21 protein-coding genes and 2 riboswitches are annotated in these 25,610 nt (G+C 69.6%); of the genes, 16 read left to right on the top strand and 5 right to left on the bottom strand.

Annotated elements, in window-relative coordinates:
- Positions 1-1,241: 1,241 nt before the first annotated feature.
- The gene (locus tag ML539_RS00440) at positions 1,242-1,778 is read left to right on the top strand and encodes a hypothetical protein (protein WP_243319593.1); all 537 of its coding nucleotides are present in this window, start codon (positions 1,242-1,244) and stop codon (positions 1,776-1,778) included.
- 147 nt (positions 1,779-1,925) lie between these two features.
- Here ML539_RS00440 and ML539_RS00435 read toward each other — a convergent pair whose 3' ends face one another.
- Positions 1,926-2,177 carry a hypothetical protein gene (locus ML539_RS00435; protein ID WP_243319591.1) on the bottom strand — a complete coding sequence of 84 codons (252 nt, stop codon included), beginning with the start codon at positions 2,175-2,177 and terminating at the stop codon, positions 1,926-1,928.
- A gap of 160 nt (positions 2,178-2,337) precedes the next feature.
- Positions 2,338-2,892, bottom strand: a complete 555-nt coding sequence (locus ML539_RS00430; RefSeq protein WP_243319590.1) for a hypothetical protein — start codon at positions 2,890-2,892, stop codon at positions 2,338-2,340.
- Between the two features lie 256 nt (positions 2,893-3,148).
- Here ML539_RS00430 and ML539_RS00425 point away from each other — a divergent pair, with 256 nt between their 5' ends.
- The 10 genes from ML539_RS00425 to metH all read left to right on the top strand — a co-directional run bounded on the left by ML539_RS00425 (position 3,149) and on the right by metH (position 18,170).
- On the top strand, positions 3,149-4,150 hold the full coding sequence (locus ML539_RS00425; protein WP_243319588.1) for a cysteine synthase family protein: 1,002 nt from the start codon (positions 3,149-3,151) through the stop codon (positions 4,148-4,150).
- Positions 4,147-5,109: a transketolase C-terminal domain-containing protein gene (locus tag ML539_RS00420; protein WP_243319586.1), complete on the top strand. Its 963-nt coding sequence runs from the start codon at positions 4,147-4,149 to the stop codon at positions 5,107-5,109. Before ML539_RS00425 ends, ML539_RS00420 begins: the two co-directional genes overlap by 4 nt.
- Before the next feature lie 115 nt (positions 5,110-5,224).
- On the top strand, positions 5,225-7,510 hold the full coding sequence (locus tag ML539_RS00415; protein WP_243319584.1) for a hypothetical protein: 2,286 nt from the start codon (positions 5,225-5,227) through the stop codon (positions 7,508-7,510).
- Positions 7,507-9,204 carry a tetratricopeptide repeat protein gene (locus ML539_RS00410; RefSeq protein ID WP_243319582.1) on the top strand — a complete coding sequence of 566 codons (1,698 nt, stop codon included), beginning with the start codon at positions 7,507-7,509 and terminating at the stop codon, positions 9,202-9,204. The genes ML539_RS00415 and ML539_RS00410 overlap by 4 nt, the downstream gene beginning before the upstream one ends.
- 20 nt (positions 9,205-9,224) lie before the next feature.
- Positions 9,225-9,629: a response regulator gene (locus ML539_RS00405; protein ID WP_243319581.1), complete on the top strand. Its 405-nt coding sequence runs from the start codon at positions 9,225-9,227 to the stop codon at positions 9,627-9,629.
- A gap of 12 nt (positions 9,630-9,641) precedes the next feature.
- Entirely contained in the window at positions 9,642-10,793 is a 1,152-nt protein-coding gene (locus tag ML539_RS00400; RefSeq protein WP_243319578.1) for a HEAT repeat domain-containing protein, read from the top strand.
- Positions 10,790-12,232 (top strand): glycosyltransferase, encoded by a 1,443-nt coding sequence (locus ML539_RS00395; protein WP_243319577.1) that lies wholly within the window; start codon positions 10,790-10,792, stop codon positions 12,230-12,232. The genes ML539_RS00400 and ML539_RS00395 overlap by 4 nt, the downstream gene beginning before the upstream one ends.
- A gap of 73 nt (positions 12,233-12,305) precedes the next feature.
- Positions 12,306-12,410: riboswitch (SAM riboswitch) on the top strand.
- Between the two features lie 69 nt (positions 12,411-12,479).
- Positions 12,480-14,339 (top strand): bifunctional homocysteine S-methyltransferase/methylenetetrahydrofolate reductase, encoded by a 1,860-nt coding sequence (locus ML539_RS00390; RefSeq protein WP_243319575.1) that lies wholly within the window; start codon positions 12,480-12,482, stop codon positions 14,337-14,339.
- A complete protein-coding gene (locus ML539_RS00385; protein WP_243319573.1) occupies positions 14,336-14,623 on the top strand; it encodes a 2Fe-2S iron-sulfur cluster-binding protein in 288 nt (95 codons plus the stop codon). Before ML539_RS00390 ends, ML539_RS00385 begins: the two co-directional genes overlap by 4 nt.
- A 124-nt stretch (positions 14,624-14,747) precedes the next feature.
- Positions 14,748-18,170 (top strand): methionine synthase, encoded by a 3,423-nt coding sequence (gene metH / locus ML539_RS00380; protein ID WP_243319571.1) that lies wholly within the window; start codon positions 14,748-14,750, stop codon positions 18,168-18,170.
- A 24-nt stretch (positions 18,171-18,194) separates the two neighbouring features.
- Here metH and ML539_RS00375 read toward each other — a convergent pair whose 3' ends face one another.
- Complete coding sequence (locus tag ML539_RS00375) at positions 18,195-18,677, bottom strand: hypothetical protein (RefSeq protein WP_243319569.1); 483 nt, start codon at positions 18,675-18,677, stop codon at positions 18,195-18,197.
- Between the two features lie 217 nt (positions 18,678-18,894).
- Here ML539_RS00375 and ML539_RS00370 point away from each other — a divergent pair, with 217 nt between their 5' ends.
- The 4 genes from ML539_RS00370 (at position 18,895) to ML539_RS00355 (ending at position 24,015) form a co-directional block, all read left to right on the top strand.
- Positions 18,895-20,091, top strand: a complete 1,197-nt coding sequence (locus tag ML539_RS00370; protein WP_243319567.1) for a hypothetical protein — start codon at positions 18,895-18,897, stop codon at positions 20,089-20,091.
- A gap of 99 nt (positions 20,092-20,190) precedes the next feature.
- Positions 20,191-20,299: riboswitch (SAM riboswitch) on the top strand.
- Between the two features lie 121 nt (positions 20,300-20,420).
- Positions 20,421-21,725 carry an O-acetylhomoserine aminocarboxypropyltransferase/cysteine synthase gene (locus tag ML539_RS00365; RefSeq protein WP_243319565.1) on the top strand — a complete coding sequence of 435 codons (1,305 nt, stop codon included), beginning with the start codon at positions 20,421-20,423 and terminating at the stop codon, positions 21,723-21,725.
- Between the two features lie 14 nt (positions 21,726-21,739).
- On the top strand, positions 21,740-22,675 hold the full coding sequence (gene metA / locus ML539_RS00360) for a homoserine O-succinyltransferase (protein ID WP_243319563.1): 936 nt from the start codon (positions 21,740-21,742) through the stop codon (positions 22,673-22,675).
- Positions 22,672-24,015: an aspartate kinase gene (locus tag ML539_RS00355; protein ID WP_243319560.1), complete on the top strand. Its 1,344-nt coding sequence runs from the start codon at positions 22,672-22,674 to the stop codon at positions 24,013-24,015. The genes metA and ML539_RS00355 overlap by 4 nt, the downstream gene beginning before the upstream one ends.
- A gap of 21 nt (positions 24,016-24,036) precedes the next feature.
- Here ML539_RS00355 and ML539_RS00350 read toward each other — a convergent pair whose 3' ends face one another.
- Positions 24,037-24,267: a hypothetical protein gene (locus ML539_RS00350; protein ID WP_243319558.1), complete on the bottom strand. Its 231-nt coding sequence runs from the start codon at positions 24,265-24,267 to the stop codon at positions 24,037-24,039.
- 240 nt (positions 24,268-24,507) lie between these two features.
- Between ML539_RS00350 and ML539_RS00345 the strand changes: the two genes are divergently transcribed.
- Entirely contained in the window at positions 24,508-25,065 is a 558-nt protein-coding gene (locus tag ML539_RS00345) for a hypothetical protein (RefSeq protein ID WP_243319556.1), read from the top strand.
- A gap of 12 nt (positions 25,066-25,077) precedes the next feature.
- On the opposite strand, the gene ML539_RS00340 is transcribed toward ML539_RS00345, so the two are convergent.
- Positions 25,078-25,470 (bottom strand): YidB family protein, encoded by a 393-nt coding sequence (locus ML539_RS00340; RefSeq protein WP_243319555.1) that lies wholly within the window; start codon positions 25,468-25,470, stop codon positions 25,078-25,080.
- Positions 25,471-25,610 lie beyond the last annotated feature (140 nt).

The raw sequence follows: 25,610 nt of genomic DNA, 5'->3' as shown, positions 1-25,610 counted from the left end.
CCGGATCGCTCTTCTTCGATCCCCCGGAAAATGCAGGATCCCCCATCCTTCTGGGCCTCCAGGGGACCCTTGTCTTCAAGGGCGGGCGTCACGGCATCTCCCTCGACGGCTACCAGTACGAAACCAGGAGCTCGACCCTTCCAGGCGCGAAGCCCCGATACCAGGCCCTCTCGGCCAGCTTCCTGACGACCTTGTCCGAGGACCCGGCCATGGCGATGTGGCCCTACCTGGGACTGGGACTGGGAACCCTCCGATCCTCGGAGACCGACGCCCTCACCTACACCCAGACCACCACCCGCACCACGACAGTCCACGCTTCCCTGGGGTTCGTCCAGCATTCCGGGACCGCGCTGTTCTGGGGGATGGAAGGGCGAGCCATCTTCCGCCTCCCCTCCAGATCGCTCCAGGAGATCCAGGCCTCCCTCCTTCTGGGATACGCCTGGGGTGCCAGCTCCGCCGCCCCCCCATCCCCTCCTGCCGCATCCCGGGCCCCGCTCTCCACCGCTCCGGCCCTGCCGGCGTCTGTCTCCCAGGCGCCATCTCAGGGTCCGGCTTCTCCCGCGGTACCAGCCCGCCCCATGGTGACTGCGGCTTCGCCTGGCGGGACGGCCTCTGCTCCGGACGCGGCCCCCGGTTCCGTGCCCCGCGCCCCGGCCTTCCCCGCTCCAACCCTGCCAGGGCCCGAGTCCCAGGCGCCATCTCAGGGCCCAGTTTCTCCCGCGAAATCAGCCCGCCCCATGGTGGCCGTGGCTTCGGCTGGCGGGACGGCCTCTGCTCAGGGCGCCGCCCCCGTTTCCGCGCCCCGCGCCTCGGCCTCAGCCGCTCCGACCCTGCCAGGGCCCGCGTCCCAGGCGCCATACCAGGGCCCAGCTTCTCCCGCGGTACCAGCCCGCCCCATGGTGGCTGCGGCTTCGCCTGGCGGGATGGCCTCTGCTCAGGGCACCGCCCCCGTTACCATGCCCCGCGCCTCGGCCTCCGGCGCTCCGGCCCTGCCAGGGCCTGCGTCCCAGGCGCCATCTCGGGGCTCGGCTTCTCCCGCGGTACCAGCCCGCCCCATGGTGGCTGCGGCTTCGCCTGACGAGACAGCCTCTGCTCAGGGCGCCGCTCCCGTTTCCGCGCCCCGCGCCTCGGCCTTCCCCGCTCCAACCCTGCCAGGGCCCGAGTCCCAGGCGCCATCTCAGGGCCCGGATTCTCCCGCGGTACCAGCCCGCCCCATGGTGGCTGCGGCTTCGCCTGGCGGGATGGCCTCTGCTCAGGGTGCCGGCCCCGTTTCCGTGCCCCGCGCCCAGGAGACCGCCACCCCCAGGAAGGTTGATCCTTCGGATTCCAGCGCGGCTGATCGGCTCGCGGCGCTCCGGAGGGGCGACATCTCCCGGGCCCTGGACCTGAGCCGGGCCTACCTCGCGACCCTCCCGGCGCGCCAATGGACCCTTCGGCTCGAAGCGGCCCGGCTGACCGTCACCCTCAAGAATGCGGCCTGGGCTTACCCCGGCCTGCCCGACCTCTTCATCGCGCCCCTCCAGTTGCGAGACGGGAGGAGCCTCAACCAGCTCTTCCTGGGGGCCTACGCCTCCAAGGCGGAGGCGGAGCGGGCGCTCCGGGCCGTGCCCGCCTACTTCCTGAAAGATCACCTGCGCCCCTTCCCCATCCAGGTTGCCGATCTCCCGGCCCGAGCCTGCCCCATGACACGGCCCGCCCCCAAGCCCCGCCCGGCTTCGACGCCGGCGCCGAAGGGGATCCCGGTTCGCGACACGCCATCCTGCAGGCGCTGCCACTGAGAGGCCACGCCAGGACACCGCGATTGGGAACGCCCTGACGACCGGAAATGCCGCCCCGCCCGCGACACTGGGGCCAGCTCCGGGCCCCTGGTGCGGGCGAAGGCGAGCCTCGGCCGCTTCCCAGCGGAGGCGGCCTCCGGAACCCGCCTATTCGGCCCCGACCCGCCGCAGCGCCACGAACAGGTCCCTGCCCTCCAGCCACCCATCGATCTCGAAAGGGTAGGCATAGACGGAGCCGAGCCGCCGGTGCATGTGGCGGTGGACGGGAAGCCGCTCCCACTTCTCCCAGCGCTGGACGGTGGCCACGCTCACCTGCGCATAGGCGGCGATCTCCTTCCAGGAGCGCAGGCACACCTCCCCCATCCTGGCGCCGCCCGGGGTGTCGCCTGAAGGGGCCATGCCGCTCCTCCTCCCGACCGTGTCACCTACTGCCCTGAAACAGCTTGGATGCACGGGCAATCTGACAGAAAAAGACTTTTCTGTCGATGGAATTCACCCGTTATTTCATAACATATGGTTTCGATTTCAATGGCGCCCAGGCTGGTCACGTCCCGTCGGCCTACTCCGGAGGCGCGACGTTGGTGAGCACGCCGGAGACCTCGGGGTTGAAGTAGCCCAGTTCCTGGGTGCCGCCGGCCAGGGGGAACCAGACGAAGGTGCCGGTCAACAGGAGGGTTCCCGAGGCATTGGCGAAGCGGCCTGTGCCGGAGACGATCCGGTGGGAGCCCTGGTAGTTGCCAAACCCGAGCTGGCCCTTGGGGGAGGGGAAGCTGCCGTTCACCACGAAGGTGGTGAAGGTGTCCTTGTAGGTGCCGTCGGGCTGCAGGTTGAAGGCGAAGGTGTTGGTGCCGCCCTTGCCGTTCCCATTCAGCCCCTCAGGGCCGTGCCAGGTGACCTCGCCGTCCTGCCCGGAAAAGACGCCCACCAGCATCTCTTTGCCGTCCAGGGTGAGGAACATGGTGCCGCCCCAGGTGTCGTTCTCGTGGAGATGGACGACCGCCGGGAGCATGGCCTGACCCATCCCCCTCACCGCGGTGAAATCCTGGGCCTGGATCACCGGTGCGGCCGTCGCGGCGGCCAGCGCGATGGTGATGCTGCGCATGATCTGACTCATAGGGGCTCCTTTCCCGGCATGAGCGACCCATCACTCGTGAATGAGGGATGGCCCGACCAGGATTTGGAGGGTGGTTCCGGCCCTCAAGCGTCAAAGCGCCGCAAAACCGCTCAAAGCGCCTCACCCGCCGGGTCCCGCCTCCAGGCAGCTCTTCTCCCGCAGCACCCGGGCGCACCGGCCTCGGCCGGGAGCACGGGGCGCGACCCGGCGCGGAGCCCCCGCCGCCTCCGGGCATACTGGTTCCCGGAGGAACCCCATGCAGTACCGGAAGCCCTGCGGCAGTGTCCTGGAAGCCATCGGCAACACGCCGCTGGTGCGGCTGCGCCGCGTGGTGTCGGACCTTCCGGCGGAGGTCTTCGCCAAGCTCGAGTTCCTGAACCCCATGGGCAGCAGCAAGGACCGCATCGCCAAGCACATGATCGAGGCGGCGGAGCGGGATGGCCGGCTGAAGCCCGGCGACACCATCATCGAGAACTCCTCGGGCAACACGGCCATGGGCCTGGCCCTCATGGCCATCCAGAAGGGCTACAGGCTGAAGGTCGTGGTGCGCGACACCATCAGCCAGGAGAAGCTGAACCAGTTGCTGGCGCTCGGCGCCCAGGTGCACAAGGTGGACACCAGCCTGCCGCCGGAGCACCCGGACAGCTACAACAACATCACGCCGCGCCTGGCCCGGGAGACGCCGCACTGCTTCTTCCCCGACCAGCACGGCAACCGGGAGAACAACGCCGCCCACTACGCCGGCACGGGACCGGAGATCTGGGAACAGATGGAGGGCCGCATCGACGTCCTGGTGGCCGGCGCCGGCACCGGCGGCACGATCGGGGGCGTGGGCCGCTACCTGAAAGAGAAGGATCCGAAGATCAAGGTCGTGGCCGTGGACCCCGTGGGGTCCGTCTTCACGCCCCACTTCCGCGGCGAGAAGGAGCTGAAGGCCGGGCCCTACAAGATCGAGGGCCTGGGCGACGAGTTCCTCATCCCGACCATGGAGTTCGAGCTCATCGATGAGATGTTCCAGGTGACGGACCGCGACGCCTTCCACCACGCGCGGCGGCTGGTGAAGGAGGAGGGCGTCCTGGGCGGCGGCTCCAGCGGCGCCGCGCTGTGGGCCGTGCGGCAGGTGGCGGCCAAGCTGCCGCCCATGGACCGCCCGGCGCGAATCGTGACTGTGTTCCCCGACGGGGCGGGCCGCTACCTCAGCAGCATCTTCAACGACGCGTGGCTCGCGGAGAGGGGCCTGCTCGAGGCGGAGGGATGACCGCCTTCTCGGGCACCTACGTCGACGCCATCCGCCAGGCCCTCTTCGACGCCATGGAGGCCGATCCCCGCGTCTGCTGCCTGGGCGAGGACATCGGCACCTACGGCGGCGCCTTCCGGGCCACGGAGGGCCTGCTGGAGCGCTTCGGCGCGGACCGGGTGATCGACACGCCCATCTCCGAGCAGGCCATCGCCGGCGCCGCCATCGGCGCGGCCCTGATGGGTCAGCGGCCCGTGGCGGAGTTCCAGTTCATGGACTTCGCCCTGCTGGCGTCCGACCTCATGGTGAACTTCGCGGCCAAGGCCCACTGGCGCTGGGGCGCCACCGTGCCCGCCGTGTTCCGGGGACCCTCCGGCGCCGGCAATGGCGGCGGGCCCTTCCACAGCCAGAACCCCGAGGGCCACTTCCTCGGCAGCCCCGGCCTGAAGGTGGTGGCGCCGGGCACCGTGCGCGATGCCTACGCTCTGCTCCGCGCGGCCATCGACGACCCCGATCCCGTGCTGTTCTTCGAGCACAAGCACCTCTATCGCCGCCTCAAGGACGAATGGGACGAGGCTCCCACGGCCCGGCTCGGTGAAGCCGCCCTGCGGAAAGACGGCTCGAAGGCCTGCGTGATCACCTACGGCGCCGCCCAGCACGTGGCGCTGGAAGCCGTGGCGGAGCTGGACGTGGCCGTGCTGGACCTGCGCACCCTCTGGCCCCTGGATGACGAGGCCATCACCGCGCTCGCGAAGCGGACCCATCGCGTCCTGGTGCTCACCGAAGCCAGCCTCACCTACGGCCCCGGCGCCGAGCTGGCCGCCCGCATCGGCGAGACCTGCTTCGGCTGGCTGGACGCCCCGGTGCTGCGGGTGGGGGGCGCGGACACGCCGATCCCCGCCAGCCCCCCCCTGGAGGCCGCCCACCTGCCCGGGACGAAAGCCCTGCGATCCGCCCTGGACCGCCTCCTGGCCTGGTAGGTCCCCTCGGAGAGCCCTCCCCCCTGATCAAAGGCACTGCCTGTGATTTTCTGCTCGCGAACGGTAAATTCCCGCTCTAATGAAGCAGATGATTCGGCCTTTACCAGCCCTGAAGATGATTGGCCTCGCCCTTTCTCTGGGTCTCCCGGGGGGTGAAGCCCCCCTGTCGGCGGCCCCGGCGCCTCCCTCCCGCCTTCAGGCCAATCCTCCGCATCCGGTCACCCGCCCCTCCCAGCCCCTGATCCCGGCACGCGCCCACGACCGCCGGTTGGAGGTGGCGGATGGCGCCGGCGGATGGCATCCCTTCTATGTCAAGGGCGTGAACCTGGGCGCAGCCATTCCCGGCCGGCACCCCAGCGAGTTCCCGGACCGGGCCACCTACGACGGGTGGATCCGGGAGATGGCGGAGGCGGGCTTCAACACCATCCGCGTCTACACCATCCATCCGCCCGCGTTCTACGAGGCCCTGCGCGCCTACAACCTCGGCGCCCGGAAGCCCATGCGGCTCATCCACGGCGTCTGGACCGAGCTGCCCCCCCGCCACGACTTCCTGGATCCCGCCTGGCTCGCGGCCTGGCACCGGGAGATGCGGGACGTGGCCGGGGTGCTCCACGGCCAGGCCCGCATCCCCGCCCGCCCGGGCCACGCCAGCGGCACCTTTGGCGCGGACGTCAGCCCCTGGACCCTGGCCGTCATCCTGGGCCGCGAATGGGAGTCTTCGAGCGTGGTGGCCTTCAATCGCCAGCACTCGCGGACCTCGACCTGGACCGGCCGTTTCGTCACGGTGCGGGAGGGCCACGCCATGGAGCGGTTCCTCGCCCAGAGCCTGGATTACTTCCTCGCCGAGGAATGGGACCGGTTCCAGGCCCAGCGGCCCATCGCCTTCACCAACTGGCCCACCCTGGACCCTCTCTTCCACATCACGGAATCCACGGAGCAGGAGGAACGCGCCCTGCGGCAGAAGCTCGGCATGGCGGCGGAGGCCCCGAACCCGGAGCCCGACGACGAGGACGCCGCCAGCCTGGACATGGAGAAGTTCGAGGGCACGTCACAGCTCAGGGCCGGGCTCTTCGCCAGCTACCACGCCTACCCGTACTACCCCGACTTCATGAACCTGGATCCTGGCTACGCCCAGGCCCGGGATCACCTGGGCCCCAGCCATTACTCGGGCTACCTCGCCGACCTGGTGAGGCATCACGCCCGCCATCCGGTGCTCATCGCGGAATTCGGCGTGCCCTCCTCCCGCATCGTCGCCCACTGGCAGCCCCAGGGCCTGACCCACGGCGGCCAAGGCGAGCGCGAGCAGGGCGAGCAGGATGCCCGGCTCCAGCAGGACATCTACGACGCGGGCTGCGCCGGGGGCGTGCTCTTCGCCTGGATCGACGAGTGGTTCAAGAAGAACTGGCTCACCCTGCCCTTCGAGCGCCCCTTCGAGCGGAAGCCGCTCTGGTACAACGCCATGGACGCCGAGGAGAACTACGGCCTCATCGCCTACCGGCCCGGCGCCAAGGGGCCATCCATCCTGATCGACGGCAAGGCGGACGACTGGGCCCGGATTCCCGCATACCTCGAGGCCGACGGGCTCTCCCTGAAGGCCGTGGCGGACGAGGGCTGGCTCCACCTCGGCCTGTTCCTCCCGCGTCCCGCGGACTTCACGAAGGAAGCGATCCTCGTGGGCCTCGACACCGTGGACACCCGCCGGGGCGACCACCGGCTTCCCTGGGTGGCCAGCCCGCGCAGCGAGGCCGGCCTGGAGTTCGCGGTCCTCTTCCAGGGGCCGGACCACACGGGGGTGTTCGTGGATGCCCCCTACGCCGTCCCCGACTACCGGCCCCTGCCCCATCACCGTTATCAGAGCGTGGCCAACGAGGCGGGCCGCTTCCTCATGCCCACGGCCAAGAGCAACCACCCCCGAATCGGCCGCGATGGCACGCGGTTCCCGGGCCACACCACGGAGATCGGCTGGCTCCGCCAGGGAACCCAGGACCGCGCCGATCCCGCCTTCGACTCCCGCGCCGAATGGCAGGCGGGCCGGGCCCCCGACGGCCGGGGGTTCATCGAGGCGCGCATCCCCTGGACGCTGATCCAGGTCACGGATCCGAGTCAGCGGATGGTGCTGGACGATCCCGGGTGGAAAACCGGCGGCCCCCTGGAATCTTCCAAAACCCCAGGGTTCAGATTCGTGTTGGCGATCGTGGATGCCGACAAACCGCTCGGAGAAGGTCCCAGCACCCTCCGCCTCACCCTCCCCGCCGCCGTCCGCGGCGCCATCCCCGTGCCCCCGCTCTACACCTGGCGGGCCTGGAACCGGCCGACCTTTCATCGCTTCCGCAAGCTGTCCTTCTCGATCTATCAGAAAGCCCTGGCCGCCACCCCCGACGAACCGAGGTTGCCCCGATGATCCATCCCGCACCGCCCGCCATGCAGGAGCCCGCCCCGGCTCCGGATGCCGCCGCGCTCCTGAAGCAGGCCCGGGAGCTGCGCTCGCAGAAGCGGTTCCCCGAGGCCGTGGCGGTCTACACCCGAATGCTGGAGCTCTGGAAGGACCAGCCCGACGCCCTTCTCGAGCGAGCCCGGACCTTCAGCTGGATGAAGCGGTTCGACGAGGCCATCCGCGACCTGAAGCGGCACCGGGAGGTCCATCCGGAGCTGGCGGCGGAATCCGAGCCGGTGCTGGCCCGGGTCACCGCCTGGTCCGGACGCTTCGGCGAGGCCGTGGAGATCCTCCGGCCCCACGTGGCCAAGGGCGACCGCCAGGCCACCCTGGACACGGCCACCTACCTGAGCTGGGACGGGCGCATGGACCAGAGCCTGGCCATGGCGGACGCCTGGCTGCAGGCCCATCCCGCCGACACGGACTTCCACCTGCTCCGGGGCCGCGTGCTCGGCTGGCGCGGGCGGCACGGGCAGGCCCGCCGGGCCTACCAGGAGGCCCTCGCCCGGACGCCGGGCAACCGCCAGGCGATCCTGGGGCTGGCCCAGCTGGACCTCTGGGCCGGCGATCCCGAAGCGGCCGAGCGGCGTCTGGGCGGCCTCGGATCCGAGGATGTCCAGAGCTCCGAAGCGGAGCTCATCCGGGCGCAGATCGACCAGCGAATGGGCCGTCTCCGCCGGGCGCGGACTCGCGCCGAGGCCCTGGCGGACCAGCCGGACACGCGCGAGGACGCCCAGGCCCGCCTCCGCGGCCTGGCCGACGCCCAGGGCCCCTGGATCGAGCTCTCCCAGACCCGCACGGACTCCAACGAGGGTCTGCGCGCCCAGGCCCGGCGGGTGGACGCGGCGGTGCCGTTCTTCGACGGGAGCCTCCGGGCCGGCGCGAGCTTCGACCTGCTGGACCAGAGCGGCCAGGCGGAGCGCAAGCCGCAAGAATGGTCGCTGGGCCTCAGCCATCCCCTGGGCTCGCGGGTCACGGCCTCGGCCCAGGTGGGCCGGGTGGATGACGTGGGCGGGGACGCTGCGGGCTTCCACAGCCTGGCCCTGGGTTGGCGCGCGGCGCCGGGCCTGAACCTGGTGCTGTCCCACACCTTCGCGCCGAACCTGGCCACCCCCCGGGCCCTGGACCTCCGCACGTTCACCCGGACCTGGGGGTTGGGCGGGACGTGGGTCTTCAACCAGACCCTTGACCATGCGGCCCTGTCCCTGGAGCGGGCCTTCCTCTCCCACGGCGCGGCCCGGACGGGCGTCCGGGCAGAGGCGGGGCATCGGTTCCCCATCGAGTGGGGGGAGTGGCGCGCGGGGCTCGCCACCCGGTTCATCGACCAGGACCAGAGCCTCCGCATCGGGTTCTTCAACCCCGAGCGCTACCGCTACTACGGCGCCACCGCCGGTGTCTCGGCGCGGCGCGAGGAGCGCTGGGAGGTGGCCCTCGACGGGTGGGGCGGAAGCCAGGTGGTGAACCAGACCGCCAGCCAGTTCACCTGGGGCTACGCCTTGGCGGGAACCTGGACGCCCGGGGGCTCCGCCGCCACCCTCTTCGCCTCCTGGAGCCAGAGCGTGGCGGGCCTGCCCATCGCCGATCCCACGGACCCCACCAGCTACCGCGACCACACCCTCCGGTTCGGGATCCGGATCCGAGGGAATCGATGGTTCTGGTAGAAAGGGGTAGACTTTTTCCGATGACCCGACGCTGGCCAGCCCAAACGACGATCCTGGTGGTCGAAGACGACCCTGCGACCGCGAAGATCATCCAGGTCCGCCTGGAGATGGAGGGGCTCAAGGTGCTCGTGGCCGCCAACGGCATGGACGCTCTCGAGATCCTCCACCGCGACCAGGTCGACATGATCACCACCGACCTCATGATGCCTGCCATGAACGGGTTCCGGCTGGTGCAGGAGGTGCGGGACCTCGCGCCGCCCAAGGGCCGCATCCCCATCCTGCTCCTCTCCAGCAACCACAGCGAGCAGGACATGGTGCGCTGCCTGGCGGCCGGCGCGGATGACTACATGGCGAAGCCGATCTCGGTCCAGGTGATGGTGGAGCGGCTGTGGCGGCTCTACGAACGCTCCCACCGCGTGGGGTGAGCCATCCTGTCCATGCCCTTTCCCCACGACCTGCTGCTGCCCCTCCTCCGCTGGGCGACATTCGGCCTCCTGGCACTGACCGGCGGGCTGGTGCTGGTGGGCACCGTCCTGCAGTACCGCAAGGACCGCCAGAATCGGCATCGCATCGCCTGCTACCAGGCCTGGGAGACCCAGCTCACGGATTACCTGTTCAAGAGGGGCTTCGAGCACGAATCCTTCGGGCCGGTCCCCTGGGCCGACCGGTGGCTGTTCCGGGACTTCCTCGCCCGCTACCAGTCCACCATCGCCGGGCAGGAATTCGAGCTGCTCCGGGAGCTCTACCTGAGCATGGGCCTCCACGCGTCCCTGCCCCAGCGGCTGAAGGACCGCGATCCCAACGTCCGGGCCCAGGCGGCCAAGGAAATCTCCGTCTTCCGCCTGGACGAACCGGCGGAGCACGCGCCGCCCCCGGTGACGGAGCGCCCCTGGCGGTGGAAGCCCGGCATCCGCATGGAGGGCTACCTGGAGCAGGTCCTGCCCCTGCTTGATGATCCGGTCCCCTTCGTGGCCCACACGGCGGCCCAGGCCCTGACCCACAGCCGGAGCCTGAGGTTCGCCGCGCCGGTGCTGGCCTGGGTCATGCGCGAAGAGCTCTACCAGCGGGAGCGGCTCCTCCGGGTGCTCGAAGGATTCGGGCCGGACCTGCTGCCCTGGATGAAGGAGAACCTGGAGTCGCCGAACCAGAACCCGGAGCCCTGGATCCTCTACGCCCTGCTGGTGGGCTCCCACCGCCACCGCGAGTCCCTCCCGCGCCTTCTGTGGCTGCTGGACGTGCCGAGCGTGGACCTCCGGGCCTCCGTCCTCAAGGCCCTCATCATCCTGGCGGACCCGGAGGTCTACCCGCGGGTGCTGAGCCTTGCCGCAAGCCCCGCCTGGGAGATCCGCGCCCAGGTGGCCCGGGCCCTGGGCGTGCTGGGCGGCCCCTCGGCCGTTCCCGACCTGCTCCCGCTGATGACCGATCCCGTCTACGAAGTCCGCCGCAACGCCGCCCAGAGCCTCGTGGACCTCGGCCACTCCGGCGTGTCCGCCCTGTCCTGGCTGGCGGAGGATCCCGGGTCCGACCGCTTCGCCCGCGACATGGCCCGGGAGCGGCTCGAGTGGGCCGATGAACGGGGGCACCTGTGACCTTCCGCGCCATCATCCTGGCCTTCGCCGAGTGGGGCATCCTCCTCTACTACCTGGCCATGCAGCTGACGAACCTGTCACTGATCCTGAGGGCCTTCTTCTCCATCCGCAGCTACCTGGATGCGGTGAGGATCGACCGTCTCGACACGGCCTTCGAGACCAGCCACTACAAGCCCATCACGCTGATCTGCCCGGTCTACAACGAGGAGGCCGGCGCGGTGCCCAGCGTCAACAGCCTCATCAGCCTGCGCTACCCCGAGTTCCAGGTGGTGGTGGTGAGCGACGGCAGCACGGACGCCACCCTGGAGCGCCTGGTCAAGGCCTTCAAGCTCCAGCCCAGCCAGAGGGTCGTGCGCCACCTGCTGCCCACCCAGGAAGTGCGCGGCATCTACGAGAGCGCCTACGTGCCCAACCTGGTGGTGGTGGACAAGGCCAATGGTGGCAAGGCGGACGCCCTGAACTGCGGCATCAACCTGGCCCGCTACCCGCTGGTCTGCTGCATGGACGGAGACAGCCTCCTGGAGAACGATGCCCTCCTCCGCATCGCCCGGCCCTTCATGGACCGTCCCGACATGGTGGCCTCCGGCGGCGTGGTGCGGCCCGTGAACGGCTGCAAGGTCACCCCCATGGGCATCCGCGGCATCTTCCTGCCCGGTTCCTGGCTAGCCCGCTTCCAGATCGTCGAGTACCTGCGGGCCTTCCTCTTCGCCCGCGTGGGCCTGGCCTCCCTGGACAGCATGTTCATCGTCAGCGGCGCCTTCGGCGTGTTCCGGAAGGACTTGGTGGTGGCCGCGGGGGGCTTCGAGACCGCCACCATCGGCGAGGACTTCGAGCTCGTCGTTCGTCTTCACCGCTGCCTGCGCGAGTGGAAGCGGCCCCACCACATCACCCTGGTCCCCGATCCCGTGTGCTGGACCGAGGTGCCCGAGGACTTCCGAGGCCTGGGCCGGCAGCGGAACCGCTGGCAGCGCGGCCTGCTGGAGACCCTCTGGCGGCACCGGGCGATGTGCTTCAACCCGAAGTACGGGCGCATCGGCTTCTTCTCCATGCCCTATTTCATCTTCTTCGAGGCCCTGGCCCCCATCGTCGAGGTGGGCGGCTACCTTCTCTTCGCCTGGTCTGTCTGGACCCACTCACTGAACACGCCATTCGCCATCCTCTTCATCTACGTGGCCCTGCTCCTGGGTGTGCTGAACTCCGTGGTGGCCGTGGTGCTCCAGGAGATCAGCGGGCACCGCTACCAGGGCCTCAAGGCCTGGGCCCTGCTCCTGTTCGCGGCCGTGGCCGAGAACTTCGGCTACCGGCAGCTGACACTGTGGTGGCGACTCCGGGGCACCTTCGACTGGATTCGAGGCAAGGACAGCTGGGGCCACCTGAAGCGCAAGGGCCTCACGGCCCATCCGGCCGGGGGAGGGGCCGCCCCGCCGCCCCAGGCTTGACGGACGGGTGTGGTCAGACCATCCTGGTTCCTCGATCTTTGGCAGTCCCCATGAGTGCCCCTGGCACTCCATAGCGCTATCCAGAAAGGTGGAGGGAAAGGCCCTGTGAAACCTTGGCAACCTGCGAACGCAAGGTGCCAATTCCTGCCCCCGGCGTATCCCGGGGGGAAGATACCGAACGACCCGGACTGACCCGAGACCCCCTGGATGCCGCTGAAGACTGCCCTGATCACCACCAGGCGCATCCATGACCCAACCCACCTTCCGGCAGGCCCTCGACGAGGGCGAGTGTTTCCTCTTCGACGGAAGCACCGCCTCGGCCCTGCATGACCGGGGCATCACGCTCCAGCGCAGCTTCGAGGAGTGCAACCTCAAGGCGCCGGACCTGCTGCTGGCCATCCACGGCGAGTTCCTCGCCGCGGGCTCCCAGGTGCTCACCACCAACACCTGGGGCGCCAACCGGCTGAAGCTTGCCGCCCGGGGCCTGGAGGGCCAGCTCGACGCCGTCAACCGCGAGGGCGTGGCCCTGGCGAAGCAGGCCATCGCCCAGCAGCAGGCCCGCGCCTGGGTGGCGGGCTGCATCGGCCCCCTGGGCGTCCGCATCGAGCCCTGGGGGCCCACCTCCTTCGAGGAGGCCCGAGCCTTCTTCCGCGAGCAGGCGGAGGCGCTCGTCGGGGCCGGTTCCGACCTGGTCGTGCTGGAGGGCTTCGAGGATCTCAACGAGATCCACCAGGCCATCCTCGCCGTCCAGGAGGTCGGCCGCCTGCCCCTCGCCGCCCTGATGACCACCAACGACGAGGGCCAGGCCCTCTTCGGCGCGGAACCGGAGTGGTTCATCAAGCAGCTCGACACCTGGGGCGCGGACCTGGTGGGCCTCATCGGCGGCAACGGCCCCGCACCGCACCTGCGGCTGCTGGAGCACCTGAAGGGCGTCACCACCCGGCCCATCGTCCTGCTGCCCAACCCAGGCCTGCCCCACATGGTGGATGGCCGCCTGATCTACGGGGCCAGCCCCGAGTACCTGGGCGGCTTCGCGGCCCGGGCCCTGGCCGGCGGCGCCCGCGCCGTGGGAGGCTGCAGCGGCACGACGGCCGCCCACATCCGCGCCATGCGGGGGGCTTTCCGCCAGGAGCGGGCCTTCGTCCAGGCCGGGGGGCGCTACGAACTCAAGCCCCACGAGCAGCCCCAGCCCGAGGTCCCCTTCGCCTTCCGGAGCCGCTTCAGCCTCAAGCTCGCCCAGGGCGAATTCACCCACACCGTGGAACTCGTGCCGCCCAAGGGCATGGAGTACGACAAGCTCCTGGCCAAGACCCGCCAGTGCCGGGCCCTGGGCGTGGACGCCATCAACGTGCCGGACGGCCCCCGGGCCATGGCCCGCATGTCCGCCCTGGCCACGGCCCTGATCATCGAGCAGCAGGTGGGCGTGGAGACCATCCTCCACTACGCCTGCCGGGACCGGAACCTGCTGGGCATGCAGAGCGACCTGCTGGGGGCCGCGGGCCTGGGGCTGCGCAACATCCTGGCCGTCACCGGCGACCCCCCGAAGCTGGGGCCTTATCCCCAGGCCACGGCGGTCTTCGACGTGGACGCCATCGGCCTCGTGAACATGCTCAAGCGCCTCAACACGGGCCTCGACCTCGGCGGCGCCAGCATCGGCAAGCCCACCTCCTTCAGCGTGGGCGTGGGCGCCAATCCCGTGGCCCCGGACCTGGAGCGGGAGAAGACCCGATTCCGCTACAAGGTCGAGGCTGGCGCCCAGTGGGCCATCACCCAGCCCGTCTTCGACCCGGACAGCCTCTTCCGCTTCCTGGACTTCGCCGAGGGCGTGGCCCCCGGCCTGCCCGTCATCGCCGGCATCTGGCCCTTCAAGAGCCTGCGCAACGCTGAGTTCATGGCCAACGAGGTGCCCGGCGTCCTCGTGCCGCCCGCCCTGCTCACCCGCATGGCCAGGTGGGCCACCGCCGACGACCAGGTCAAGGAGGGCCTGGCCATCGCCCAGGAGACCATCGAGGCCATCCGCCCCCGCATCCGCGGCCTCCAGCTCAGCGCCCCCTTCGGCCAGGTCGAGCTCGTCGCGCCGCTCCTGCCGAAACGGGAGGTTGCATGAGCGTGAAGGTCCATTTCCTGCTGGAAGATCTGCTGGTCGAAGCGCCGGAGGGGACGCCGTTGCAGGCGATCGCCGACGCCGCCGGGGCGGACATCACCTTCGGCTGCCGCACGGGCTCCTGCGGCACCTGCCGGGTGCGCGTGGCCGAAGGCCTGGGCCACTGCAGCGAGATGGGCGCGGAGGAGCGGGACTTCCTCCAGGGCCTGGACGCGCCGGCCGACCAGCGCCTCGCCTGCCAGGTGACCGTCCATGGCGACGTGGCCATCGACTACCTGGGGCTTTAGCCACGGATGAACACAGATGAACAAGGATCGAAAATCGCAAGGAGACTCCGCCCCATCTCAATCACCCACGGCTTCCATCTGAGTTCATCCGTGTTCACCCGTGGCGAATGAAAAAGGCTGTTGCATGACGACCCTCGACACGCTCCTCCGCGACAAGGTGCTGCTGCTGGACGGCGGCATGGGGACGCAGATCTTCGCCCGCACGCCCACGGTGGAGGACTACGGCGGCCCGGCGCTGGAGGGCTGCGTGGACCTGCTGACCGAGCGGCGGCCCCAGTGGATCCGCGAGATCCACGAAAGCTATCTCAACGCGGGCGCCGATGCGGTGGAGACCAATACCTTCGGCGCGAACCCGCTGGTGCTCGGCGAGTTCGGCCTGGCGGACAAGGCCTACGGCCTGAACGTGCAGGCGGCATCGTTGGCGAAGGAGGTGGCCCGCAGCTTCGACCGGCCCCGCTTCGTCATCGGCTCCGTGGGCCCCGGCACCAAGCTCATCACGCTGGGCCACGTGGGCTACGCCGAGCTGCTGGCCTCGTACCGCGTGCAGATGGATGGCCTGCTGGACGGAGGCGCCGACGCGATCCTCATCGAGACCTGCCAGGACCTGGGCCAGATCAAGGTGGCCGTGCGCGCCGCGCGCGAGGCCATGGCCGCCAAGCAGCGCAAGGTACCCCTCTGGGTCCAGGCCACCGTCGAGACCACGGGCACCCTGCTGGTGGGCTCGGACATCGCCGCCGTGCTCACCAGCGTGGAGCCACTGGGCATCGATGTGCTGGGCCTCAACTGCGCCACGGGCCCCGACGAAATGCACCAGCACCTGCAGACCCTCTGCGAGGCCAGTCCCTTTCCCATCAGCTGCCTGCCCAACGCGGGCCTGCCCGAGAACGTGGCCGGCCAGGTGGTCTACCCGCTGGATCCGGCGGCCTTCGCTCCCAAGGTGCTGCACGCGGCCTCGGAGTTCGGCCTCGCCATCCTGGGCGGATGCTGCGGCACCACGCCGGACCACATCCGCGCCCTGGCCCCCGGGGTGGAGAAGCTGAATCCCCCGGAGCGCACGCCGAAACTGGAGCGCAGCGCCGCCAGCCTCTACCAGAGCGTGGCCCTCAAGCAGGAGCCCGCGCCCCTCATCGTGGGCGAGCGGACCAATGCGAACGGCTCGAAGAAGTTCCGCGACCTGCTGGCCGCAGAGGACTGGGACGGCATGATCGCCCTGGCGAAAGAGCAGCAGAAGGAGGGCGCCCACCTGCTGGACCTCTGCGTGGCCTACGTGGGCCGCGACGAGGTGCGCGACGCGGGCGAGCTGCTGGGCCGCCTGGTCTCCCAGATCACCCTGCCCCTGGTCATCGACAGCACCGAGGTTCCGGTCATCGAGAAGGCCCTCCAGCGCAGCCCCGGCAGGTGCGTGGTGAACTCCATCAACTTCGAGGACGGCGAGGGCAAGGCGCGGAAGATCCTGGATCTGTGCAGGACCTATGGGGCCGCCGTGGTGGGCCTCACCATCGACGAGCGGGGCATGGCCAAGACGCGGGAGGAGAAGCTGGCCGTGGCGAAGCGGCTGCACGCTCTCGTGGTGGGTGAGTACGGGATGGATGCCGGCGACCTCATCATCGATCCGCTGACCTTCACACTGGGCAGCGGCGACGAGACCTTCCGCGGCTCCGCCGTGGAGACGCTGGAGGCCTTGCGCCTCATCAAGGCCGAGCTGCCGGGCGTGATGACCATGCTCGGCGTGAGCAACGTGAGCTTCGGCCTGAACCCCGCGGCGCGCCACGTGCTCAACGCCCTCATGCTCTACCACGGCGTGAAGCACGGGCTGGACATGGCCATCTTCAACGCCTCGAAGGTGCTCCCCGTCGCGAAGATCGACCCCGAGGAGCGCCGCATGGTCGAGGACCTGATCTTCGACCGGCGCTCGGAGGGCTACGACCCCCTCAAGGCCGTCCTGGCGCGCTTCAGCGACCGCAAGGCCACCCTCGCCGACGACCACCGGGCCGACCTGCCCGTGCTGGAGCGCCTGCACCACGGCATCCTCGATGGCGAGAAGCAGGCCATCCTGGCCGATGTGGACGAGGCCCTGAAGGACCACGACCCGCTGAAGCTCATCAACGAGGTGCTGCTGGGCGCCATGAAGGTGGTGGGTGAGCGCTTCGGCTCCGGCGAGATGCAGCTGCCCTTCGTGCTGGAGAGCGCCGAGGCCATGAAGGCCGCCATCAAGCGCATCGAGCCGCACCTGCCCCGGGAGTCCACCTACCAGAAGGGCCGCATCCTGCTGGCCACGGTGAAGGGCGACGTCCACGACATCGGCAAGAACCTGGTGGACATCATCCTCAGCAACAACGGCTTCGAGGTGAAGAACCTGGGCATCAAGCAGCCCATCGAGTCCATCCTCAAGGAGCTGGAGGCCTGGCCCGCGGACGCCATCGGCCTCTCGGGCCTGCTGGTGAAGTCCACGGTGATCATGAAGGAGAACCTGCACTTCCTGGAGGAGCAGGCCCAGCGGGTGCCCGTCATCCTCGGCGGTGCCGCCCTCACCCGCGACTATGTGGAGGGTGACTGCCGCCGGTCCTATTCGGGCGCGGTGCTCTATGCGGAGGACGCCTTCGAGGGCCTGCGACACATGCAGGCGCTGGTGGCGGGGGATGTCAGCGTGCCGGCACCTGCGCCGGCCGCTTCCGCGGCTGGAGATATCAGGATCCTGAAGCGGGGAAGTGCTTCAGTCCCGCTGACGGAACATGGCCAGAGCAGCTGGGTGCGCCATGACGCGCCCTCCCCGGAGCCGCCCTTCTGGGGCGTGCGGGAGATCGCCGACGCGCCCGTGGATCTCTTCGAGCACCTGGACGAGTTCGCCCTGGTCCGCAACCGCTGGGGCTTCAGCCAGGGCAGCCAGGGCGCCGAGGCCTTCGCGGCCGTGCTCCGGAACAAGGCCGAGCCCCAGCTGGCGCGCTGGAAGGAGCGCCTCGCGGCCGATCCGGTCTTCCAACCGAAGGCCCGCTACGGCTACTTCCCCGTGCGGGCCGAAGGCGATGCGCTGCGGGTGCTCGATCCCGGCGACCGTTCCAAGACTCTCGCCGTGCTCGGCTTCCCGCGCCAGGGCTCGGGAAGGAGACTCTGCATCGCAGACTTCTTCCGCGCGGACGCCACCGATGTGCTGGCCCTCCAGCTCGTCACCCTGGGCCAGGCCGCCGCGGACCACGCGGCCAGGCTCTACCGGGAGGACGGCTACGCGGACTACTTCGCCTTCCACGGCCTCGCCACGGAGCTGACGGAGGCCTACGCCGAGCGCGTCCACGCCCGCATCCGCCGGGAGCTGGGCATCCACCACAGGGACCTGCCCGGCCGCGCCCTCTTCGCCCAGGGCTACCAGGGCTCCCGCTACTCCTACGGCTACCCCGCCTGCCCCGACCTGGAAGGCAATGGCCCCATCCTCGACCTGCTGCGCGGCGCGGAGATCGGCGTCCACCTCAGCGACAGCCACCAGATGGACCCTGAGTACAGCACCAGCGCCCTGGTGGCCTGGCATCCCCAGGCGCGGTACTTCTCCGCCTGACCCGGTTTCCTCCAGGGTGGAGGGCTACTGGGCTCGGGCCTTGTCCATGACCTTCTGGCGAAGCTCCTGGAACTCCGTCTCGGAGATGAGTCCATCCTTCTTGAGCTTCTCCAGTTTCTCCAGTTCCGTTCGCAGATCGAATGCAGGCGGGGCAGGCAGAGCCGCTCGGTCATCGGCGGCCTTCACCCGGGTTTCCTTCGCCCGCGGGGAGGGCCGCCCAGCCTTCAGGTCCTCCTGGGTTCCGAAGGCGTCCACCCGACCATTCACGAGACGGACGTACTGGGTTCGGCTGTTGATCTTGATGGCTCCGTACCGATCGTAGGCCTCGTACTCAAGCACTTCGGTGTCGTTGGCGACCGTCGTCTTGGAGGGGCCTCCCACGCGTTCGAGCACCTCCTTCTTGGTCATCCCCACCCTGAGCTTCGTCACATCCAGATCTGGCTTGGTACAGCCCATGGAGACAACCGCCGGGAGGGCGATGATCAAAGCGGCGAAGCGGCGTTGCATGGTGAGGCCCCCCATTCCGGGGCAGGCGGCCCTCGCAGTGGGCGGATCCTGCCAAGAAGAGCAGTGTGGCAGAGGTGACCTTTCCGGGCATCGAAGGGAATGCGCAGCAGGCCATGAGGAACCGGGCGCGAGGGTACGAACGGCCCGCGCTGCGATCGTGGCTGGGGCACGTCGGGCCATGATCCAATGGTCGGGTGATCGGGCGTGGGAGGTGGCCATGAAGCTGGCCTCGATGGGTGGATGTCTGCTGCTCGCCGCGCGGGCGCTCCCCGGGCAATCCGTCGTGGGCTTGGCGGATCGGCAGGAGGTCGTCCTGGAAGGCCAGGTGTTGCGGCGAACCACCGCGGAGTCAAGGCTCGCTCAGGTCCGGGACCTGCCGGACTTCCGGCCCGGCCTGAAGCCCCTGGGGCGCATGGAAGTGGCTTGGGACGGGTCCAAGGTCTACCAGGTCGGATTCACGGAAGACCACCATCCAGTGGCCCGTTCGGGAAAGCCCTTCTTCACCGATGCCGGGGAACGGCGATGGACCTGGACTGAACCGAAGGCCCTCCCCGCCAAGCCGGGGGAAAGCTGGAAACTCCTGGGGGCATGGGAAGACCGCCTCCTCTTCCTCCAGGTGAGCCGGGATGCCAAGGCAGGGTCTCGATCAGCCTCACCCCCCAAGGGCGGGGCCGTATCCCAATGCCTGGTCCGGGTGGATCTGCTGACCGGGGAGGCCGCGCAACTCCTGGAGGTGCAGGTCGGAAGCGATGCGCGCATGACGGCCGCGTTTTCCCGCGATGCCTTCTACCTCCTGACGGCAACGGGGAAGGCGGTCCGGGTGCGGGTGGGCACGGAACCCTGGTCCGTGGACCTGATCCACACCAATGTCTGGGGCGCGGCCGGCATCACCCTGTGCAAGGACACGGGAGAATTCCAGAATCCCTCCCTGTTCGGCCGGGCCTTTCTCGATGGGGACGGAGCCATCCTGGTCCCGACCCAGGTGTTCCTCCCCCTGGACCGCGCGGACATCGACCTGGCCTGGTCCAAGCTCCCTCAGCTCCGGAAGGCGGAACTCATCCAGTCCGGCTTCTGGCCCGTGCCGGCCGACAAGGAAGTGGGCTGGAAGGATGATGTGTGCTTCCTGAGGTTGGATCCCGCGACCGCCCGTTTCACCCAAGTGGACCATTCCCGTTTCGACCATTTGGTGGTGGAAGAGGAGAAGCCCTTCACCATCCGCCGATTCAAGGTGATCGAGCCGACCCAGGCCTTCACCTCTGAAGGGGGAAGGATCCTGCCGCTGGAGGAGGCCCTGAGAACGGTCGAATCCGCACCGGCGCCCAAAGCCAGGCCGGCCAGGCCGGCCACGTCGGTCGATCCCTCCCCTGCGCCCGGCCCAGCTCCCACGAAGCGGAAGGAGCCGGTGCCTCTGTGAAGACAACGAAAGGGGTTGCCAAGCAGGTTGCCCAGCGTTACTGTTCTCCACCGGCCCTTCGGGGCCGTTCTCTTACGAGATCCTTGTCAGTTCCATAGCGAGTTATCCAGAAAGGTGGAGGGACGGGCCCTGTGAAACCTTGGCAACCTGCGAAAGCAAGGTGCCAATTCCTGCCGCGCGTGAGCGATCAAGCGCGGAGAGATGTCGAGCTGTGTCGAACTGACGCAATCATCGAAGGGGCCCGAGCAATCGGGCCCCTTTTGCTTTTCCTGGACTTGCTTGGACAGACGAGGCCTCGGCCTTTTCAACTTCCCGTTCCAGGAGACGCCATGAGCGCCACCCCCACGCCCAGCTTCGAGACCCTCGCCCTCCACGGGGGCCACAGCCCGGATTCGGACACCAAGAGCCGGGCTGTCCCCATCTACCAGACCACGAGCTACGTGTTCGACAGCACGGAGCACGGCGCGGCCCTCTTCAACCTGGAGGTGCCGGGGAACATCTACACCCGCATCATGAACCCCACCACGGCCGTGCTGGAGCAGCGCGTGGCCCAGCTGGAGGGCGGCATCGCCGCCCTGGCCACGGCCTCGGGCCAGGCGGCCATCACGCTCGCCCTCACGACGCTGCTGCGGTCCGGCGACCATATCGTGGCCGGCAACAACCTCTACGGCGGCACCTACAACCTGCTGTCGAACACCCTGCCCAGGACGGGCATCACCACCACCTTCGTGGACTCGACGAAGCCCGAGGCCTTCCGCGCCGCCCTGCGGCCGGAGACCCGAGCCATCTACATCGAGGCCGTGGGCAACCCCAAGCTGGACGTGCCCGACTTCGAGGCCATCGCCGCCGTCGCGCACGGGACGGGCATCCCGCTCATCGTGGACAACACCCTGCCCAGCCCCTACCTGCTGAACCCCTTCAAGCTGGGCGCCGACATCGTGGTGCACAGCGCCACCAAGTACCTCGGCGGGCACGGCACCTCCGTGGCGGGGATCATCGTGGACGGCGGCACCTTCGACTGGAAGAGCGGGAAGTTCCCCGAGTTCACCGAGCCTTTCGCCGCCTACCACGGCGCTGTGCTGGCGGACCTCGCGGGGCCCGCGGCCTTCATCACCAAGGCCCGCATCGAGGGGCTGCGCGACACCGGCGCCGCCCTGAGCCCCTTCAATGCCTTCCTCATCCTCCAGGGCATCGAGACGCTCCCCCTCCGCATCGAGCGCCACGGCCAGAACGCCCTGGCCCTGGCCCAGTGGCTGGAGACGCATCCCAAGGTGGCCTGGGTGAACTACCCCGGCCTGCCCGGCAACGCGAACCATGCCGCGGCGGCCCGGTACTTCCGGCAGGGCGCGGGCTTCGGCGGCATCCTCACCTTCGGCCTCAGATCCTCAGCATCGGGGGGAGGGTTGAAGGCCGGCGGGGCCGTCATCGACGCGGTCCAGCTCTTCTCGCGCCTGGCCAACCTGGGCGACGCCAAGAGCCTCATCATCCACCCCGCCAGCACCACCCACCAGCAGCTCTCCGCCGAGCAGCGGCTGGCCACCGGTGTGACCGACGACCTCATCCGACTCTCCGTGGGACTCGAGCACATCGACGACCTCATCGCGGACCTGGACCAGGCCCTGGCGAAAGCCTAGAGGGGATTCCGCCCATGCCCGTCAAGATCCCCGACACCCTGCCCGCCCGCGGCGTCCTGGAGGCGGAGAACGTGTTCCTCATGGAGGAGCATCGCGCCCTCCAGCAGGACATCCGCCCCCTCCGCATCGCCATCCTCAACCTGATGCCCACCAAGATCGCCACGGAGACCCAGCTCCTGCGCCTGCTCGGCAACTCCCCCCTGCAGGTGGAGGTGACGCTGCTCCACATGGCCTCCCACGAGGCGAAGAACACCCCCTCGGAGCACCTGCTGGAGCACTACGTGTCCTTCACGGACGTGCGCGGGCAGGCCTTCGACGGGCTCATCGTCACCGGCGCCCCCGTGGAGACGCTGCCCTTCGAGGCGGTGGACTACTGGCCGGAGCTGGCGCAGCTGCTGGACTGGGCCCGCACGAACGTCTTCTCCAGCTTCTTCATCTGCTGGGGCGCCCAGGCGGCCCTCCACCACTACTACGGGATCCCCAAGCACCCCCTGGCCGAGAAGCAGTTCGGAGTGTTTCCCCACCGGGTGAACGTGCGCCAGGAGCACCTGGTGCAGGGCTTCGACGATGTGTTCTTCGCGCCCCACTCGCGCCACACGGAGACCCGCCGGGCGGACGTCCTGGCGGAGCCGCGGCTCATGCTCCTGGCCGAGTCCGACGAGGCAGGCGTGTACCTGCTGCAGTCCGCGGACCGGCGGCAGGTCTTCGTCACCGGCCACTCGGAGTACGACCCCGGCACCCTCCAGGGCGAGTACGCCCGGGACCTGGGCAAGGGCCTGCCCATCGGCATTCCCCGGAACTACTTCCCGGACGACGACCCCACCCGCGAGCCCCAGGTGCGCTGGCGGAGCCACGCCAACCTCCTCTTCTCGAACTGGCTGAACTACGCCGTCTATCAGGAGGTCCCCTTCCAGGCGGACGCCCTGCCGGCGGAAGGGGGGCGGGCATGAGCCTGAAGGTCCTCAAGTTCGGCGGCAGCTCCGTGGGCAGCGCCGACGCGCTCCGCCGGGCGGCCGCCATCGTCCGCGACGAGCTCCCCTCCGGCGGCCTGGTGGTGGTCTCGGCCCTGAGGGGCACCACGGACCGCCTCCTGGAGGCCTGCGCCGCGGCGGGCCGGGGCGACCTGCCCGGTGCGCGGGAGCATCTGGTCGCCCTGCGGGACCGGCACCGCCAGGTGGCCTCCGAGCTGGGCCTCTGGGCCGAGGTCCGGCCGGCCTGGACACCCCTCTTCGAGCGGCTGGACCAGCTGCTCACGGGCATGGCCATGCTGGGCGAGGCGACGGCCCGGGGACGGGACTCGGCCCTGGCGCTGGGCGAGACGCTGTCGGCTCACCTGGCGGCCCTCTGCTTCGGCGGGACCTTCAAGGACGTGCGGGAGGTGATGCGGACCGATGCCCGCTTCGGCAAGGCCCGGCCGCAGCTCGCGGCCCTGCGCGCCGCCGCCGCGCCCTGGCGCGAGGGTCTGGCCGCCGGCGCCCTCTGGGTCACCCAGGGCTTCCTGGGCGCCACGGCCGAGGGGCACACCACCACGCTGGGCCGGGGCGGCTCGGACACCAGCGCCACCCTGCTGGGCGAGGCGCTGGGCGCGACCGAAGTGCAGATCTGGACGGATGTGGACGGCGTGCTCACCGCGGATCCCAGCCTGGTGGCCGAGGCCCAGCCCATCCCCCAGATGAGCCTGGGCGAAGCCGAGGCCCTCAGCGCCTTCGGCGCCAAGGTGCTGCACGCGGACTCCCTGGCTCCCGGCGGCCGGGGGGGCTTCCGGCTCGTGGTGGCCAACACGCTGCGACCCGCGGCCTCCCGCACGGAGATCCTGCCCGTGCCGCCCGCGCGGACGCCGGGCGCCGTCACCTCCGTGGCGTACAAGGAAGGTCTCAGCCTCCTGCGATTCCCGGCCTCGGATGGCCTGGAACCGCCCCTGGAGGCCGCCCGGCGCCTGGAGGAGGCCGGAGCCCTGCGCTTCGGGCTGGTGTCCAGCCCGGCAGGCACCCTGCTGGCGGTGCGGCCGGACACGGCCGCGGCGGCCAAGGTGCTGGCGGACCTGGCCGCCGAGGGCCCGGACCTGGAAGGGGGGTGGGCCGTGGTGGCCCTGGTGGGCGAGGGCCTGCGGACCGATCCCCTGGCCGCCCTGCGTCATCTGGCGGCCCTGGGGCAGGAGCCCGTAGGCGGGCTGCTCACGGGCGGCAGCACCGTCTCCATCGCCTTCCTGGTGCCCGAAGCCCGGCTGGGCGACCTGATTCCCCGCCTTCACGGCCGCTGTGTTCTGGACAGCTTCCAGACCCAGTCCTGACCGGATTTTCGCGGTCCCGTGTCAGCCCTGGCGCAGGAGCCAGGCCGTCAGGCGCATGTGGAAATCCTCGGGGTGTTCCAGGTCCGTGGGGCGCAGGCGGGCGGGATGGGCCGGATCCGCCAGCAGGAGGGGCGCCGCGTCCACCAGGTTGGGCAGACGGTGGCCATCCGGCAGGGACCAAAGGGCCCCTCGCGCCTCGTCTTTCCGCACTCCCGGCGAATGGCGCCGGTCGCCCCGTGTCTCGCAGGTCATCACTTTCCTCTGTGAATTCTAAAGATAGGGCTCTCCACCCCCCGCGCCACCACCCCCTGGTCTCCCGGTGCCCCCTCCGCCCCGGTCGGTCCGGGGGACGGGAGAACCGAGTCAAGGCCCAATCCATACAGCGCCTCAATCCAACCTGTATTTTCCCGCCACACCCTCTGACTCTATTCTCCCATCGGACGTACATTTCCCGTACGCGGACGCATTCCCCGCGGGAACTGGGGGCAGGTCATGAGGTCACTCAGCGAATCCACCACCAACATCCTGGAATGGCGGCGGTCCGGAGCCAATCCCAGGAGCTTTGAACTGCACGTGGAGCAGGAGGTCTTCGCCACCATGACCTTCATGGATGAAGGCTGCATCCTGGCCCGCGTCGAGACAGCCGAAGGGACCTGGACCCTCAAGCACCTGGGCGTGATGAACCCGGTGGTGACCCTCCGGGAGGAGGGCGGGAAGGTGAACCTCGCCACCTTCCACCCTCACGCCTTCCGGCACGGGCGCCTGGAATTCGAGGATGGCGCGGCCTTCGACTGGATCTGGCATCACGGGGTCGGCCCCGGCGGGACCTTTGCGGATCTCAGTGGCATGCCTCTGGTGCGCCTCCATGCCCGCACAGGCCGGGACGTCACTTCCCTTCCCGGCTACGAGCAGGGCGACGTGGAACTGGACACGACGCACCCGGCCCGCTTCCGGCATGCCATCCTCGCGGCCATCGGGTGGTACCTGATCGTCTTCGACCACCTGAAGGCACGCGATGCCACGGCCGCGGAGACCGCGCTCCGAATGTAGGTCTCGGCCCTCCTAGCCCAAAAACTTCTTCAGCAGGTCCATGCCGATCCCGCCCTCGGGCAGGCTGCCCTGGGGGCTGAGCTTGTCCACCACCTGGGGCAGGAGATTCGCCAGCCCCGAGGCGGCCTCGCCGTGGGAGATCCCCAGCTGGCCCGCCAGCTGCTGCAGCTGGTCGGAGCCCAGGGCTGTCTGGACGTGCTCGGCACTGATGGGCTGGTTCGCCCCCGTGCCGATCCAGGAGGCCACCTGGTCCCCCAGCCCCTTCTCCTGGAACTGGCCCAGCAGGCCCTGGAGGCCCCCGGGATGGTTCTGGATGAGACCCATGACGGCCCCCAGGAGCGGGTTGCCGCCTTCTGCCTGACCGCCCTGTCCCAGCAGACCGCCCACCATGTCCAGCAGACCCATGACATCCTCCTCAGGAAGTGGAGCCCCAGGTTCCTCTCCGGTCCCGCCTCCCGCAAGCCCTCAATTCAAGGCATCTCGGCGTGATGTGTAATGGGTTTTGCGATTGACCGCAACTGACCCGAAGCCTAAGGTGGCTGCGA

This window comes from Geothrix sp. SG200 (assembly GCF_022808935.1).
Lineage (GTDB): Bacteria > Acidobacteriota > Holophagae > Holophagales > Holophagaceae > Geothrix > Geothrix alkalitolerans.
This window is presented reverse-complemented; position numbering and strand designations above follow the sequence as displayed.

Excerpts from the sequence above, each read along its gene's own strand:
- ML539_RS00440 (WP_243319593.1), top strand. The coding sequence starts at position 1,242 with ATGGCCTCTGCTCAGGGTGCCGGCCCCGTTTCCGTGCCCCGCGCCCAG.
- ML539_RS00430 (WP_243319590.1), bottom strand. The coding sequence starts at position 2,892 with ATGAGTCAGATCATGCGCAGCATCACCATCGCGCTGGCCGCCGCGACG.
- metH (WP_243319571.1), top strand. The coding sequence starts at position 14,748 with ATGACGACCCTCGACACGCTCCTCCGCGACAAGGTGCTGCTGCTGGAC.
- ML539_RS00405 (WP_243319581.1), top strand. The coding sequence starts at position 9,225 with ATGACCCGACGCTGGCCAGCCCAAACGACGATCCTGGTGGTCGAAGAC.
- ML539_RS00415 (WP_243319584.1), top strand. The coding sequence starts at position 5,225 with ATGATTGGCCTCGCCCTTTCTCTGGGTCTCCCGGGGGGTGAAGCCCCC.
- ML539_RS00345 (WP_243319556.1), top strand. The coding sequence starts at position 24,508 with ATGAGGTCACTCAGCGAATCCACCACCAACATCCTGGAATGGCGGCGG.
- ML539_RS00350 (WP_243319558.1), bottom strand. The coding sequence starts at position 24,267 with ATGACCTGCGAGACACGGGGCGACCGGCGCCATTCGCCGGGAGTGCGG.
- ML539_RS00365 (WP_243319565.1), top strand. The coding sequence starts at position 20,421 with ATGAGCGCCACCCCCACGCCCAGCTTCGAGACCCTCGCCCTCCACGGG.
- ML539_RS00355 (WP_243319560.1), top strand. The coding sequence starts at position 22,672 with ATGAGCCTGAAGGTCCTCAAGTTCGGCGGCAGCTCCGTGGGCAGCGCC.
- ML539_RS00410 (WP_243319582.1), top strand. The coding sequence starts at position 7,507 with ATGATCCATCCCGCACCGCCCGCCATGCAGGAGCCCGCCCCGGCTCCG.
- ML539_RS00390 (WP_243319575.1), top strand. The coding sequence starts at position 12,480 with ATGACCCAACCCACCTTCCGGCAGGCCCTCGACGAGGGCGAGTGTTTC.
- ML539_RS00400 (WP_243319578.1), top strand. The coding sequence starts at position 9,642 with ATGCCCTTTCCCCACGACCTGCTGCTGCCCCTCCTCCGCTGGGCGACA.
- ML539_RS00340 (WP_243319555.1), bottom strand. The coding sequence starts at position 25,470 with ATGGGTCTGCTGGACATGGTGGGCGGTCTGCTGGGACAGGGCGGTCAG.
- ML539_RS00375 (WP_243319569.1), bottom strand. The coding sequence starts at position 18,677 with ATGCAACGCCGCTTCGCCGCTTTGATCATCGCCCTCCCGGCGGTTGTC.
- ML539_RS00425 (WP_243319588.1), top strand. The coding sequence starts at position 3,149 with ATGCAGTACCGGAAGCCCTGCGGCAGTGTCCTGGAAGCCATCGGCAAC.
- ML539_RS00370 (WP_243319567.1), top strand. The coding sequence starts at position 18,895 with ATGAAGCTGGCCTCGATGGGTGGATGTCTGCTGCTCGCCGCGCGGGCG.
- metA (WP_243319563.1), top strand. The coding sequence starts at position 21,740 with ATGCCCGTCAAGATCCCCGACACCCTGCCCGCCCGCGGCGTCCTGGAG.
- ML539_RS00385 (WP_243319573.1), top strand. The coding sequence starts at position 14,336 with ATGAGCGTGAAGGTCCATTTCCTGCTGGAAGATCTGCTGGTCGAAGCG.
- ML539_RS00420 (WP_243319586.1), top strand. The coding sequence starts at position 4,147 with ATGACCGCCTTCTCGGGCACCTACGTCGACGCCATCCGCCAGGCCCTC.
- ML539_RS00435 (WP_243319591.1), bottom strand. The coding sequence starts at position 2,177 with ATGGCCCCTTCAGGCGACACCCCGGGCGGCGCCAGGATGGGGGAGGTG.